We start from the raw sequence: 14553 nt of genomic DNA, 5'->3' as shown, positions 1-14553 counted from the left end.
CTTAGTATCTCCTTTTAAAACTTCCCTCGATTGGTCAAGTCTTCTACCTTAGGCATGACTTCTTTATTGTCCCAATGCTCTACAATCAAGCCATTCTCCAAACGGAAGATGTCATACTGAGCATAAGGCACCCCATCTATCTGAGTCTGCCCATAGCTGACCACATAGTTTCCTTGTCCCAAAAGTTGGAAAACAAAGTCAAAAGTAACCCCATGTTCAGCCACATAGTTTTTATAAGCAGCACTTCCTTGTCCAATCTCATGATTATGCTGAATCAAATCGTCTGCAACATAATCACTCCACTTCTCCAGTTCCCCATTTTGGAAAATTTCTGTCAAGAAACGGCGAACCAACTTTTTATTTTCTGCTGTCTTGTCTAAATCCATGACTTCAAAATCTCCAAAAATCTGATCTAATTGTCCATTTTCCGGAGCACGATAGTAGTCAATGACATCCCAATGCTCCACGATACGACCATTCTCATCCGCACGGAAAGTATCCGTCGTCACCCATTGAGCTTCCCCGCCATTGAGATATTGATGAACATGGACAAAGACCAGATTGCCGTCTTCAATAGTGCGAACAATCTTCATCTCACGCTCAGGATGGCGCTCAAAGAAATTTGCAAAGAAAGCCGCAAAACCTTCTTTCCCATCTGGCACACCTGTAGAGTGCTGAATGTAGGTATCTCCTACAGATTGGGCTTGAGCCTCAGCAACACACCCGTCTTGAATGGCATGAATATATAGATTTTGGGCATTTTCAACTTGTTTTGACATGATTTATTCCTCATTTGCTTTCTCTTTCAGATTGTCCAAAATGCGTTCCTGATAACTTTCAAACTGGCGAATTTCTTCCTCAGTGAATCCTTTATAAAAAATAGCATCCAACTTTTGACTGATGCGATGGCCCACTTCTTTCTGGGACAAACCTTGCTCTGTCAACTTGACATATTTCTTTCTCTTATCTATTCCACATGGACTAATGATGACCAGGTTTTGCTCCTCTAACTTTTTTATCATAGTCGTCAACGTATTATTAGCAAGCCCAGTCGCAAGCGCAATATCTGTCGCAGTTGCACAGCCCGTCTTACTATTCCATAAAACCGCTAAAATCTTTCCCTGCTCACTCCGATAAAGAGAGTCAGGGTCTTGTCTCAGTAACTTTTGAAAAATCCGCCCATTCAACAAACGAATATGATGGGCTACCAAATGACAATATTTCATGAAACCTCCAATTTATTTCTATATCGATACGAATAAAAAATATTATAATACTTATTATTCCAATTGTCAACTATTTCGACTTAGAACTAATTTTTCTCAGTAAAAAATCTCCTACTCAAGGTAGAAGATTTCAATCTTATAAACTTAATCCGTCATGTCTGATACCAAAGTTCGACGCTCCAATGGAATACTGCACATAACTAACAAGAAAATGAAACCTGACTGAATCCAGAAAAGGGCCAAGTCAAAGATTCCATGCACAGCAACCACTGTAAGGAAAGATAGATAAAGACCGATAATTGGACGTTTCCCCGACTCCTGACTCATATCCATCATCAAACGAACAGGAGCAACAGAAGACAAAGCTAATAAAATGGTTCCCACAATTCCGTAACTCAGAATCGTATCAATATAAAGGCTGTGAGCATGTTCATGATAAGGAGCATTTATCCGAGGATAAGAGTGCATATAGGTCAATGGCCCCTCCCCCCAAAAAGGATTTTGCTTAAACAAGGCCATCCCAGCATCCCAGATAGAAATGCGTTCTTCCATAGAAGAATCTAAAGTTCCCATCCGAACTCCCAAATCACTAGAAAAAAGGAAACTCAAGCCAATCGCAAAGACCCCAATACTAAGCCAAAAGGCCTTCCAGTTTTTAATGGTCGTAAAGAGATAAATGATGGCTCCAGCGATAATAGCAGGAAAGGCTGTTCTATTTTGCGTGAAATTTAAACCAAAAAGATTTACAAAACCTGCTAGCACACAAAAGACTTTCAACCATCTTAGCTTCGTCGTTGTAAAGAGATAAAAGGCAATCATGATACAGAAGCAACAAATGATCCCATAGTAGTTAGGATTAAAGAAGGTGACCTCTGCACGGTTTTGGTGCCATACTTGCATATTTGGTGAAAGAAAGGCATAGTTAAATTTCTTTACAATTTGGAAATGCTCCAAAGTAGCAAAAGCGGCAGAGACAACACTACCAAACAAAACCGTCTGGAGTATCAGTCGAAAGAAAGCATGCGTCAGACGCTTCTGGTAAAAACTAAAGAAAATAAGAAATAGGAGCATCAGGAAAGATGCTGCTAGACCAAGCCAGTTCTTGGCGACGATGGAAATGACACTACTGTAGGCAATAAAAAAGAGAAGTACAGGATGTTTGGCTAATCCTTTGATAATTCCCTTCATCTCCCCAGTAACAAGTAAACCTATCAAATATAAAGCAAAGAGTGATAAGAACAAATAAAAAGGTAAAAAGATACTCATGATCATCAGATACAAAAAGAAATCTTTTTTCGAAAGCCCTCTTATCTTATCCAGTAATCCAATTGATTTCAAAACGGATCCTTTCTGTTCTGGATTTCTCCAGAAGATAAATGCTAAACTATCTTTATATTCTACCATTTTTTCCGTCATTTGGGAACAATGAACACGTTTTCGCCACAAAAAAAATCTTTCATTAATATGGCACTAGAACTGAATATTTCTACCGTTTTCCACTACTTGATAGGTCTGACTTTGCAAATCAATTTCTGCTACTGCTGTTACGGACTTGTCTTTATTTTGACGTTTGATTACAATGCTGTGAGCTGTTGGTGTTTCAATGTCAATAGTCCCTTCTAGGTCAAAGGCCTCTGACCGATTACGGAAAGAAAATAGATTGAGAAGGGACTTCACCACAGGACGTTGAACTTCTTCTGCTATTTCCTCATTGCTATAGTAATGACGATTAATATTTCGACCTTCTTTGGTTTCTTCTAATAATTTCAAGTCATTTTTTCCTGCTAATAGACCCACATAGTAAACCTGAGGAATGCCTGGCGCAAAAGCTTGAATCAAACGAGCGAGGAAGTACTTGACATCATCATCTCCAAGTGCAGAATAGTAGGTTGAATTGATTTGGTAGATATCTAGATTGTTATACTCTGCACTAGAGTACTTACGTTTGACATTCGCTCCAACCTTATAGAGCTCATTTGAAGCATAGTCAATTTCCTCATCGGTCAGGATATCCTTGACATCTACCACTCCAATCCCATCATGGGTATCTAGTGTCGTAAATTGCTTCATCGGGCTCATCTTTAACCACTTAGCTAAGCGCTCTGTTCTGGAACTGTAAAGAGTATAAAGGGTCACCATTGGAAGGGCAAAATCGTAAACATAGTAATCATGATCCGCTATTTTAAACTGAATCGAATAGTGTTCATGAATCTCAGGTAAGAGCTCTGCACCGTATTCAGCTCCTATATCCCGGACCTTATCCAATAAGTCCCAAATATCTGGTTCCACAAAGAAATCATTGGTATCCAATTTCTTCACTGCATAAGCAAAGGCATCTAGACGAATCAAATCACATCCATTACTTGCCAGGTGCTGAATGGTCTTACGGATGAATGCCATCGTTACTTCTTTGGTCACATCAAGATCAATCTGCTCCTCACCAAAAGTATTCCACAAATGTTCTACTGAACCATCTGCAAAAACGATCTCCTGATTTGGCGCACGATCCTTGCGCTTGTAAATTAAATCAACATCAGCTTGTGTCGGACGATTTTCTGGCCAAAACTTGTCCCAGTTTAAAAAGAGATCTTTAAATTCACTGGCTTCATGTTTTTCTTGATAGTCCTTATAATATTTAGATTGACGAGAAATATGGTTAATCATAAAGTCAAACATAAGATAATATTTCTCACCTAAACGCTTAACATCCTCCCAATCACCAAAAGATGGATCCACTTCGTCATAGTCAACAGGCGCAAATCCACGATCACCAGTTGACGGGAAAAATGGTAGAAGATGAACTCCACCAATAGCATCGCCAAAATGTTCTTCCAAATTCTCATACAAGTCTTTAAGGTTATTTCCAAGACTATCTGAGTAAGTAATCAACATAGTTTTATTTTGAATGGTCATAGATGTTCTCCTTTTTCTGATGAAAGCCAAGTCTTATATGACCTGGCTTCGTAAATGAAAGATATTTTTAAATTTTTGTTCAGTACTAATATAGACTGCAAGCAACTAAGTACTACTTTCTTTTTTCTACATAGAATTGTAAACAAGCTGAACTGTTCCTCTATGTATGGAATTATAAATTCCCTAAGCACTTTCTTACTTCACTGCCCCGTTACTCATTCCTGAAATGATATGTTTTTGGAAGATGAGGTAGACAATGGTTATCGTTACAATTCCCACAATATAAGATGCAAAACTTGGACCATAGTCATTGAAGTACTGACCTTGGTAGTTGTATTGGAAGAGAGGTAAAGTCCACATCTTAGAATCCTTGTTCAGAATCAACAGTGGCAACATAAAGTCATTCCAGAACCAGAGAGCATTGATAATCAAAGTTGTCGCATGCATGGGCTTCAGCATTGGAAAAATGATTCGACGATAAGTTGTAAAACGATCAGCCCCATCGATTTCCGCAGCTTCATCCAAACTATCTGGTACACTGATTTTTATATAACCAACATACAAGAAGAGAGTCTGTGGAATAGCATAAGTTAGGTAGAGTATTACTAGCCCCCACATATTTGCTAGACCGAGTTTACTCATCATAACTGTGATGGGAATCATAATCACCTGAAATGGAACAAATATCCCTAAGATCAAGAGCGAATACATAATTGCAAAGGCTTTTTTCTTGGACATATTTCGAGCAATGGAATAAGCTGCAGCTGGTATAAAGAAAGCTACTACAATCAATGATAACACCGTAATAACTGCTGAATTCCAGAAATAGCCTCCAATCCCATCCGAAATCAAGCGTTCATAATTACTTAAGGTAAAAGGATTAGGCAAACTAAAGAAATGATTCATGATATCCTTGGTTGTCTTGAAAGAACTAAATACCGTTACCAACAAAGGAACAAGTATAAGAATACCACCGACTATCAAGAGGACATATTTCCAAAACTGATTCAATTTTTCTTCTTTTTTCATGTGTAGGACTCCTCTATTAGATTTCAAATTTCTTTGATAGCTTGATTTGGATAAGAGAAACAATTCCAATAATTAAGAATAAAATCAAGGCAATTGCATTCGCATATCCATATTGATTACTCTTGAAAGCATAGTTGTAGACTAAAAGTCCAAGAGACGTTGTAGCATTATTTGGACCACCACTCGTCAACGCAAAAATCTGGTCAAAGGCTGTCAACCCAGACTTAAGAGCCAGAATAAAAACCATAGAAATCGTCGGCAGTAAATAGGGCAATTCAATCTTCCAAAAAGTTTGTTTACTGGTTGCACCATCAATTGATGCTGCCTCTAAAATATCATTTGGAATACTCTGAAGACCTGCAAGAAAGAGAATAATTGGCATTGCTACTCCTTGCCATAGAAGAACAAAAATAGTTGCTACTACTGCTCCAACAGGTGTTCCTAATAGACTCTCTTGTAAAAAACCAATCCCTAAAATTCTTCCAATCGTTGGAAGACCATAGTTGAAGAATTGTTTAAAAATCAAGGAAACTGTCAAACCAGATAAAACAGCCGGGAAAAAGAACCAAGCTCTAAAGAAGGTCTGCCCCTTCATCTTAGAATTTAAGGCTCGTGCCACAACCATCCCAATCATAATCTCTCCAATAATCAATGCCAGAGTTAAAATCAAAGTAAAGGCTATGGCTGTGAAGAATTTCCCATCAATCATCAGCAATTTGTAGTTATTCAAACCAACAAATTTGTAATTATAGGTCAATCCAGTCCAGTTAGTCAAACTATAGAAAGCACCTTGTACCATTGGAAAGTAAAAGAAGATCGCTTGTAAAGCAAGCGGGATAAGCAAAAATGTCCAACCCCAGTATTTATTTAAAAATTTTCGAATAGCCATATCATCTTAACTCCTATTCTAGTCCAAATCTGCCTTCATTGGATTAAAGAAAGCATTGAGATTGTTTGCCATATTTTTCAGATTTTTATCCATCAGGTAACCGGCGCTTAGATTAAAAAAGTCTTCTTCAGAGTTCCAGCGTTGGCCCAACCAAACATAATGTTTATCCGTAAAGGCCAGTTTAGAAATATCTGCAAGCGCTGAGTCTTCTTTTTCCTGTATGCCTTTCACCGCAACTGGTGATCCATCTACTTCATAATATGTCTGCATAGCTTTTGGACTAGTCATATAACTGATAAATTCTTCGGTTTCTTTAGGATGTTTAGTAGTAGCCGAAGTTGATAATGCCATGTCCCCTGCACCAACAGTGACTTCTTTTCCTACTTCTTCTCCAGGAAAGGCAAACATCCCCACCTCAAATTTTGGATCTTGTTGATTAATTGCCGCTAATGCCCATGATCCCTGTGGCATCATCAAGGCTTTTCCACTCGAAAATGCTACCACCGCATCATTATAAGAGGCTCCACGCCAACCATCTTGAGCATTATCTGCCAATAAATCGAGTCGTTCTGCATCTGCTTTTAAAACAGCATCATCTGCAGAGATAGCGTTTGGTTTTGAAAAGCGAAGGTAGTTATTAGCAGCGTCTCCACTACCTGTAATAGTAATGAGAGAAAGTTGGTGGTAACCATTTAGTGTCCAGCCTTCATTGCCTGCAACTGCGAACGGAGAATGCCCACTATCTTTTATCTTTTTAACAATCTCTTGAAACTCTTTAAAAGTCTTCGGCTCCTCAAGTCCTAATTCTTTAAACTTCGTTTTATTGTAGTAGATTCCATAAAGGTTGGCCGTTAAAGGTACACTATAGACCTTGTTATTGATTGCATACTTTTCAGCATAGTCATTCTTGATGTTCTCAAGATAGGTTTTTCCTGTCATATCTGCAAAATAACCTGCTTTTGCCCACTCCTGAAAATCCATATTTTGAGGATAGATATTAATAATATCTGGAACATCTCCTGATAAAATCCGAGTCTTCAGAACAATTCCAGCTGCGGGAACAGTCGTCAGTTTTACATCAATATTAGGGTGTTCCTTTTCAAAATCATCCACTATCCTTTGCAAGGTATCTGCCATCTCGGTCTTCTGGTTAAAAAACTCAATCGTTACCTTGCCATCAGCTGACTTCTCTTGACTACTACAAGCTGACAGTCCCAAAAGGCAGAGTCCTGTAGTAGCAATTAAGCTCATCTTTTTATACCATCTCATGATTTTATCTCCTTATCTTCTAATGAAATGTAACTGCCTGCTGAGATAATCTCCCTGCGGAAGCCCCATAGTAATACCCGCATACATGAGTTCTGCACCTGAGTAAACTACACCATTTTCCTGTAATTCATACCGTCCCTCTTCATCCAAATCTTTTAACTTTAAAGTTGTTTCCATTGTTTCCACAACTGATAGGACTCGGACGTAGGTTACAATCGTTTGATTTCCATAGTTGAATTGTACAGCTGCTTCATTGGAGCCAACATCTGGATTGATTAGCCTATACTGGTTTCCCAACTGGACTACTGGCCGCAATTCTTTATACAAGTTCACCTGATTAGCAATCTCAGCTTTCTCATCATCTGATAAACTTGTCAAATCAAGCTCATAACCCAGATTTCCCATCATTGCAACATGACCACGAGTTTCCAATGGTGTCATTCGTCCCATCTGATGATTCGGTACTGCTGACACATGAGCCCCCATAGAAATGGTTGGATAGAGATAGGATGAACCGTATTGAATTGGTAAACGTGCAATGGCATCTGTATTATCACTAGCCCAGACTTGTGGGAAATAGCGCATCATACCAAGATCATTTCGTCCACCACCACCAGAGCAGGACTCAAAGAGAATATGACTGTGTTTCTCTGTCAAATAAGAAACGAGTTCGTAAAGCCCCAACATATACTGATGAGACTGCATCTGTGTCTCTAGATAAGTTAAACCATTTCCTAGGTTAGTGATATTACGGTTCATATCCCATTTGATGTAGTCAATTTTATGATGAGAGAGGAGTTCATCTAAAACATTTTTCAAATATCCTACTACCTGAGAATTCGCAAGATTAAGTACTAATTGATTTCTAGAATAGGTATGCTCATAACCTGGAACCTGAATAGCCCAGTCAGGATGTTTACGATACAAGTCGCTATCAACAGAAATCATCTCAGGTTCTAACCAAAGCCCAAACTGCAAATCTCTTTCATGGATAGCTGAAATCAGACTTTCAAGACTTCCACCCAGTTTTTTCTCATTAACAACCCAATCACCTAAAGCACGATTATCATCAAAGCGATTGCCAAACCACCCATCATCTAATACAAAAAGTTCAATTCCAACTTTCTTAGCTTCATCAGCTAATTCTAACAGTTTTTCTCTCTGAAAGTCAAAGTAAGTAGCTTCCCAGTTATTGATTAGAATTGGACGTTCTTTTTTAGAAAATTTACTTGGCATAATGTGCTTCAGTACAAAATTCTGACTTTCATGACTGATACCGGTTAATCCCTTATCTGAATAGGTCACTAAAGCCACCGGTGTTTCAAAGTTTTCCTCAGGATCTAACTTCCAAGAAAAGTTTTCCGGATTAATGCCAATCGCCACCCGAACTTCATTCAGTTGATTTTTTTGGACAAAAGCTTCGAAGTTTCCACTGTACAGTAGTTGCAAAGCAAACACATTCCCAGCATCCTCTGTGACTCCTTGATCACATAGTAGAAGAGCTGGTGTTTGAGCATGACCAGAAGCACCACGGTTCGAACTAATTGAAAAGATTCCTTGTTCTACCTGTTGGCGTCGAACAGTCTTTTCACGAGCATAAGCTCCCTGTAAAGTCACTATTTCGTAAGCTGCAGCAGGAAAATCAGCTATGAAAGAAAAGTCCTTATGAATGACAACTTCCTGATTGCTATTATTTTCCAATTTGCTATAACTAGCAATTGTCGCATCATTATCAAAAGCTGTATAATACAAAGTCAGACTAAGTTTAGCTTGAGGATCTTCTAAAATCAAGACAAGAGTCTCTGTATCATCCATGCTGTGAGGAGAAGGTAAGCCCTGTGGACCATTCTGACCTTTTAAAATCTTTGCTTCTACAAATCGAAAGTCTGTTACTTCAGTTGCATCGTGCTGAACCTGAAAAGTTGGTTTCCTAAAATCACCCAAACCATGTTGTCCAAAAATTTGACGTTGCGTATCCAAGCTAAAGGTGCGATTAGTAGCTGTTGGATTACCTGAAAAAGCATGATCGCGTTCATAAACACTATTAGAACCTCTATAATTCTTAATAGTCTTTCCTAAATGTTTTAATAATAAGTACCCATCCCTATTTTCAATAATCAAACTTAAACCTTTACTCTCAACGTAAAATAGATTATTCTCTATCCGAATTCCCATAAATTGTACCTCAACCATTTCTTGATAAAATTTTAGCAAATAAAAGCGCTTTCTAAAATAGAAAAATGTCTCTAAAGTATGGTAAAATGTTAGGTAGGAGGTGGCCCATGCTAGTTTTTTCAGAATACCAGACTGGAACAATTGATCTTTCTCTTAGTTTCTACGGTTATGAAGAATGCACGCCTAACTACTCTTTTGGCCCAGCTATTCGAGATACCTATGTACTACATTACATTACTAAAGGAAAAGGGCTGTTCCATTATAAGGGGAAAATTGTTGATTTAAAGGCAGGAGATTTCTTTTTACTAAGACCAGATGAATTAACATTCTATCAAGCAGATAGCCAGGATCCTTGGGCTTACTACTGGTTGGGGATTTCCGGAGGGAGGGCACCTGACTACTTTGGTCTATCTCAAATTTCTGACCAATCTTACCTCATCCAGTCAAATAACTGTCATACACAAACAACTGCAAAACTCATTGAAAATATTGTCCGTTTTGCTCAGGTAACAAAATCAAACGAACTAGCACAACTCCATATCATGGGGCAACTTCATGAATTGATGTTTCATTTAGGAACGATTGCTCCTAATCAGAAAAAAAAGAATATTTCATCAACCCACCAACTCTATCTTGACTGCAAACGATTGATAGATAGTCACTACCCTCAATCACTCACAATTCAAGATTTAGCTAAAGAGCTATCGGTTCATAGAAGTTACTTAACTAGTGTGTTTAAAGAATTTCACCAACTCTCTCCAAAAGAGTATCTACTCTACGTTCGGATGCATCGTGCACAACAACTTCTGGAACATACTGAAGAATCTATTAAAGTCATTGCATACTCCGTGGGTTTTTCAGATCCACTCCATTTCTCAAAAGCCTACAAGCAGTTTTTTCATAAAACACCGAGTCAAACTCGAAAAGAACTCTCTCACTCCCTCTTAGCTAGAAAGGAAAATCAATGAAATCACACCAACTAGTCTACCAAATATTAGCTAGAGAAAACGACTATGTTAGCGGAGAAAAAATTGCAGAAGAACTGTCGTTAAGTCGTACATCCATATGGAAGGCAATTCAACGCCTCCAACAAGAAGGGCTCGTGATTGACAGTATTAAAAATAAAGGTTACAAACTTATTCAAGGCGATTTGATCCTACCTGATTTGATTCAAGAGAAAACCAACTTAAGCATTCTCTACAAGCCTGAAACAAAATCTACTCAAACAGATGCAAAAGAAGGCATTGAAGGCGGAAGCCAGGGAAATAGTCTCTATCTTTCCACATGTCAAACAGCAGGTCGTGGTCGCTTTCAACGCCCTTACTACTCTCCTGCTCAGGGAGGTATTTATATGTCATTACATATTCAGCCAAATCTCACCTATGACCAGCTTCCTGCCTACACATTACTTACAGCAGGTGCCATTTACAAAGCTATTAAAAACCTAACCTTGATTGACGTGAGTATCAAATGGGTAAATGACATTTACTTTAAAAATAAAAAAATAGCAGGTATCCTTACCGAAGCCATGACGTCCGTGGAAACAGGTCTAGTAACAGATGTCATTATCGGCGTTGGAATCAACTTTGCCATCAGCGATTTTCCCAAAGAGATAAAAGAAAAAGCTGGAAGTCTCTTTACACCACCAGCTCCTATCACACGAAACGAACTAATCTCAGAAATTTGGCGTTGTTTCTACCAAACAGCACCCGAAGAACTACTCTATCTTTATAAAGAACACTCTCTTGTTCTAGGAAGAGAGGTCAGTTTTATCCAAGAACAGATTGAAAAAAAAGGAGTCGCCAAGGACATCTCCGACAAAGGACAACTCCTTATCCAGCTTGATGACCAGACAGAAATCTGGCTCAATAGTGGTGAAATCTCACTCACTAGCTGGACTTAACAACGGCACTATATGCAACTAGCAACATATAGTGCTTTTTGAATGTAGAAAGCAACAGATATATAAATAGCTGGCTTCCTTCCAACACTTTACAGGTGAATAGCTTTCGAGGCATTCTTTTTATATGCCGTGCTATGTACCAAAGAAACCCCATAGCAGTGATTTTCGTGTCCAAGCATGACCAATGGAAGTGCAAAAACTTTAATAGCATACAAAAGCAGCCAAAACATAAAGACTTCAGCTTTTATATTCACCAAATTTTTACTAAACATCTCGTACAAGAACCATGCATTTAAAGCCATATTGAAGAGACTTGCTAATGTTGCTGAGACTATATTGGTTTTCAATTTTGGATGATAACATTTAGCCACATATAAAGCCAATATTGAAATATTATAAAGGCAAATCGGTTGATAATTTTCTCTATAAATAACCAGCGTCTTACGATTATAGAACGGGAAACCATGAGGTCCACGATGATATTCATTGATCCAAACATGGCTAAGACCTCTAAGCTCATTCCAATCTACAAATAAATCAATTTTTCTTAGATAAATCCCAGTTTTATGGATTAAACACTTCCACTTAAACAGGAAAGATAGAAGAAAAGTAAGGAGCAAAACCACAACTGTAACAACCTTCAACTCCTCTTGTCCGATAGTCAAGGATAGGTTAAAAAAGCGAATTTGCGCTTTTTTTGCATCTAAGATCATTGAAATCACAGTTAGAAATACTACAAAGATAAATAGTATAAATCTATAAAAAATACTATGAAATTTTACTCCATTTTTCATCTCGATTATCCCCAGCCACTTAAAGTCCCTAACCTTAGTATACCACTAAATCTAGTCTATTTATGATTTTTTCTAGTATGAAAGTTACTGAAACGGCATTAGATAATAGAGCTCTATAATTCTGTAGTGAGTAAAACCACTATGGAGATGCCTAGAAAAAAGTCCCAAAAGATCTATAATGAAAAACGACCAAACCATCATTAGAAAGAATCTTATGGAACTATTACATTTCATCACAAAATTACTAGACATTAAAGACCCTAATATCAAGAGTGTAGATATTATCAATATGGATCCCCCACAAGGAAATCACTGAAGAAATATGATTTTCAAAAAAATCTAAAATCCCTTATCTAGAATGTGCGAGATACAAAAGGCTGATTCGATTGAGAAAACGGTGTTTTCGCTGTAAAGTCCGTGGAAAAATGGCTGTCGCAGAGACTCCCTTAGTCAAGAAAAACCACCAAATCGCTCAAAAATTAATCGAGAAAGTCCCTATGACGGTCATCGCTGAAAGCTTGGCTATCTCCACTTCCACCGTCATTCGTAAACTGAAAGAGTTTAAATTCAAGACAGATTTATCTTCCAACTCACATGTCTTGGGATAAATACAGCTTCAAGAAAGGCAAGATGAGCTTCATTGCACAAGATTTTGATTCAAATAAGATCCTAGCTATCTTAGACGGACGGACTCAAGCAACGATTCGCAAACATTTCCTTCGTTATTCTAGACAGGTCCGAAATGGAATGAAAGTCATTACAATGGACATGTTTAGCTCCTTCTACGACATCGCTAAGAAACTCTTTCCTTCTGCTAAAATCATCCTCGATTGCTTTCACATTGTACAAAATCTCGGCCGTGCAATGAGCTGCCTTCGCATCCAAATCATGAATCAGTTTGATAGGAGATCGCACGAATATAAGGCAATCAAACGCTACTGGAAACTCATCCAACAGGAGAGTCGGAAACTAAGTCATAAACGCTTTTATCGCCAGACCTGAAAAAACACTATAATCTCTATCAGCTCTTGTTTTTTAACTTTCAGAACAAGGAGGCAGAGAATTTTTTCGAACTCATTGAAAATAATCTCAAGCTGGTCCACCCTCACTTTCAGGCTGTCTTTCAAACCTTTCTCAAGGATAAAGAGCCAAAAAAAGAGAGTGCCAATGTGGCTCTCTCCAGAATATGACTTTTCACCAACCCACTAGAGTTGACAAAGATTCTCAAATTATATCACGGAGAATGGGGGATTCGAACCCCCGCGCCAGTTACCCGACCTAACGATTTAGCAAACCGTCCTCTTCAGCCTCTTGAGTAATTCTCCAAAATATTTAATTAATAGGTATAAATTGATTTAAACTCCTACACTCGCTTTATAGCTCTCTGTATACGGAGAATGGGGGATTCGAACCCCCGCGCCAGTTACCCGACCTAACGATTTAGCAAACCGTCCTCTTCAGCCTCTTGAGTAATTCTCCTATTAATGGGCACGAGTGGACTCGAACCACCGACCTCACGCTTATCAGGCGTGCGCTCTAACCACCTGAGCTACGCGCCCAAGTCAAAAACTTGGTAATTTGAACAAAGTTCAAAGCGGGTGACGAGAATCGAACTCGCGACAACAGCTTGGAAGGCTGTAGTTTTACCACTAAACTACACCCGCATAACTATTATAAAATGGCGCGAGACGGAATCGAACCGCCGACACATGGAGCTTCAATCCATTGCTCTACCAACTGAGCTACCGAGCCAAATTGCGGGAGCAGGATTTGAACCTACGACCTTCGGGTTATGAGCCCGACGAGCTACCGAGCTGCTCCATCCCGCGTTAATAATAAAAAGGAGGATGTGGGATTCGAACCCACGCACGCTTTTACACGCCTGACGGTTTTCAAGACCGTTCCCTTCAGCCAGACTTGGGTAATCCTCCAAAATATACAATGGACCTTGTAGGACTTGAACCTACGACCACTCGGTTATGAGCCGAGAGCTCTAACCAGCTGAGCTAAAGGTCCAACAAGATCTTTATAGCGGCGAAGGGGATCGAACCCCCGACCTCCCGGGTATGAACCGGACGCTCTAGCCAGCTGAGCTACACCGCCATCAATCGGGAAGACAGGATTCGAACCTGCGACACCTTGGTCCCAAACCAAGTACTCTACCAAGCTGAGCTACTTCCCGAGTTAAATAGAAAAAATGCACCCTAGAGGATTCGAACCTCTAACCGCCTGATTCGTAGTCAGGTACTCTATCCAGTTGAGCTAAGGGTGCTCATTATTATATGCCGAGGACCGGGATCGAACCGGTACGATCGTTTCCAATCGCAGGATTTTAAGTCCTGTGCGTCTGCCAGT

11 protein-coding genes, 11 tRNA genes and 1 pseudogene are annotated in these 14553 nt (G+C 39.0%); 3 read left to right on the top strand and 20 right to left on the bottom strand.

Annotated elements, in window-relative coordinates; all coding sequences use genetic code 11:
* Nucleotides 1-14: 14 nt before the first annotated feature.
* The 8 genes from D8852_RS06340 to D8852_RS06305 all read right to left on the bottom strand — a co-directional run bounded on the left by D8852_RS06340 (nt 15) and on the right by D8852_RS06305 (nt 9501).
* Nucleotides 15-779, bottom strand: coding sequence for a nuclear transport factor 2 family protein (locus tag D8852_RS06340; protein WP_125425039.1), 765 nt, complete (start codon nt 777-779; stop codon nt 15-17).
* A gap of 3 nt (nt 780-782) precedes the next feature.
* Complete coding sequence (locus D8852_RS06335; RefSeq protein ID WP_125425038.1) at nt 783-1226, bottom strand: MarR family winged helix-turn-helix transcriptional regulator; 444 nt, start codon at nt 1224-1226, stop codon at nt 783-785.
* A gap of 144 nt (nt 1227-1370) precedes the next feature.
* The gene (locus D8852_RS06330; protein WP_038805734.1) at nt 1371-2564 is read right to left on the bottom strand and encodes an O-antigen ligase family protein; all 1194 of its coding nucleotides are present in this window, start codon (nt 2562-2564) and stop codon (nt 1371-1373) included.
* A gap of 132 nt (nt 2565-2696) precedes the next feature.
* A complete protein-coding gene (gtfA, locus tag D8852_RS06325) occupies nt 2697-4139 on the bottom strand; it encodes a sucrose phosphorylase (RefSeq protein ID WP_125425037.1) in 1443 nt (480 codons plus the stop codon).
* Nucleotides 4140-4334: 195 nt separating this feature from the next.
* Complete coding sequence (locus D8852_RS06320; RefSeq protein ID WP_000711271.1) at nt 4335-5168, bottom strand: carbohydrate ABC transporter permease; 834 nt, start codon at nt 5166-5168, stop codon at nt 4335-4337.
* Between the two features lie 16 nt (nt 5169-5184).
* The gene (locus D8852_RS06315; RefSeq protein WP_084925189.1) at nt 5185-6057 is read right to left on the bottom strand and encodes a carbohydrate ABC transporter permease; all 873 of its coding nucleotides are present in this window, start codon (nt 6055-6057) and stop codon (nt 5185-5187) included.
* Between the two features lie 18 nt (nt 6058-6075).
* Nucleotides 6076-7326 (bottom strand): extracellular solute-binding protein, encoded by a 1251-nt coding sequence (locus D8852_RS06310; protein ID WP_125425036.1) that lies wholly within the window; start codon nt 7324-7326, stop codon nt 6076-6078.
* A 12-nt stretch (nt 7327-7338) separates the two neighbouring features.
* Entirely contained in the window at nt 7339-9501 is a 2163-nt protein-coding gene (locus tag D8852_RS06305) for an alpha-galactosidase (protein WP_125425083.1), read from the bottom strand.
* 107 nt (nt 9502-9608) lie between these two features.
* Here D8852_RS06305 and D8852_RS06300 point away from each other — a divergent pair, with 107 nt between their 5' ends.
* Nucleotides 9609-10469, top strand: coding sequence for an AraC family transcriptional regulator (locus D8852_RS06300; protein WP_125425035.1), 861 nt, complete (start codon nt 9609-9611; stop codon nt 10467-10469).
* Nucleotides 10466-11404 carry a bifunctional biotin--[acetyl-CoA-carboxylase] ligase/biotin operon repressor BirA gene (gene birA / locus D8852_RS06295; protein ID WP_084925193.1) on the top strand — a complete coding sequence of 313 codons (939 nt, stop codon included), beginning with the start codon at nt 10466-10468 and terminating at the stop codon, nt 11402-11404. Before D8852_RS06300 ends, birA begins: the two co-directional genes overlap by 4 nt.
* 89 nt (nt 11405-11493) lie before the next feature.
* Here birA and D8852_RS06290 read toward each other — a convergent pair whose 3' ends face one another.
* A complete protein-coding gene (locus D8852_RS06290) occupies nt 11494-12198 on the bottom strand; it encodes a hypothetical protein (RefSeq protein WP_125425034.1) in 705 nt (234 codons plus the stop codon).
* Between the two features lie 214 nt (nt 12199-12412).
* Between D8852_RS06290 and D8852_RS06285 the strand changes: the two are divergent.
* Nucleotides 12413-13346: pseudogene (locus tag D8852_RS06285) on the top strand (transposase); the annotation flags it as partial.
* 89 nt (nt 13347-13435) lie between these two features.
* Here D8852_RS06285 and D8852_RS06280 read toward each other — a convergent pair.
* From D8852_RS06280 to D8852_RS06230, 11 genes are all read right to left on the bottom strand, one after another.
* Nucleotides 13436-13523: transfer RNA gene (locus D8852_RS06280), tRNA-Ser, on the bottom strand.
* Between the two features lie 66 nt (nt 13524-13589).
* Nucleotides 13590-13677 (bottom strand) — tRNA-Ser (locus tag D8852_RS06275).
* 6 nt (nt 13678-13683) lie between these two features.
* A tRNA-Ile gene (locus tag D8852_RS06270) sits at nt 13684-13757 on the bottom strand.
* 34 nt (nt 13758-13791) lie between these two features.
* Nucleotides 13792-13862: transfer RNA gene (locus tag D8852_RS06265), tRNA-Gly, on the bottom strand.
* Between the two features lie 15 nt (nt 13863-13877).
* Nucleotides 13878-13950 (bottom strand) — tRNA-Phe (locus D8852_RS06260).
* A 3-nt stretch (nt 13951-13953) separates the two neighbouring features.
* Nucleotides 13954-14027: transfer RNA gene (locus D8852_RS06255), tRNA-Met, on the bottom strand.
* 12 nt (nt 14028-14039) lie between these two features.
* Nucleotides 14040-14129: transfer RNA gene (locus tag D8852_RS06250), tRNA-Ser, on the bottom strand.
* Nucleotides 14130-14140: 11 nt separating this feature from the next.
* Nucleotides 14141-14214 (bottom strand) — tRNA-Ile (locus D8852_RS06245).
* A 13-nt stretch (nt 14215-14227) separates the two neighbouring features.
* A tRNA-Met gene (locus D8852_RS06240) sits at nt 14228-14301 on the bottom strand.
* 5 nt (nt 14302-14306) lie between these two features.
* Nucleotides 14307-14380 (bottom strand) — tRNA-Pro (locus tag D8852_RS06235).
* A gap of 16 nt (nt 14381-14396) precedes the next feature.
* Nucleotides 14397-14470: transfer RNA gene (locus D8852_RS06230), tRNA-Arg, on the bottom strand.
* Nucleotides 14471-14553: the final 83 nt, after the last annotated feature.

Origin of the sequence: Streptococcus mitis, from assembly GCF_003942695.1 — a bacterium.
Classification (GTDB): domain Bacteria; phylum Bacillota; class Bacilli; order Lactobacillales; family Streptococcaceae; genus Streptococcus; species Streptococcus mitis_BD.
This window is presented reverse-complemented; position numbering and strand designations above follow the sequence as displayed.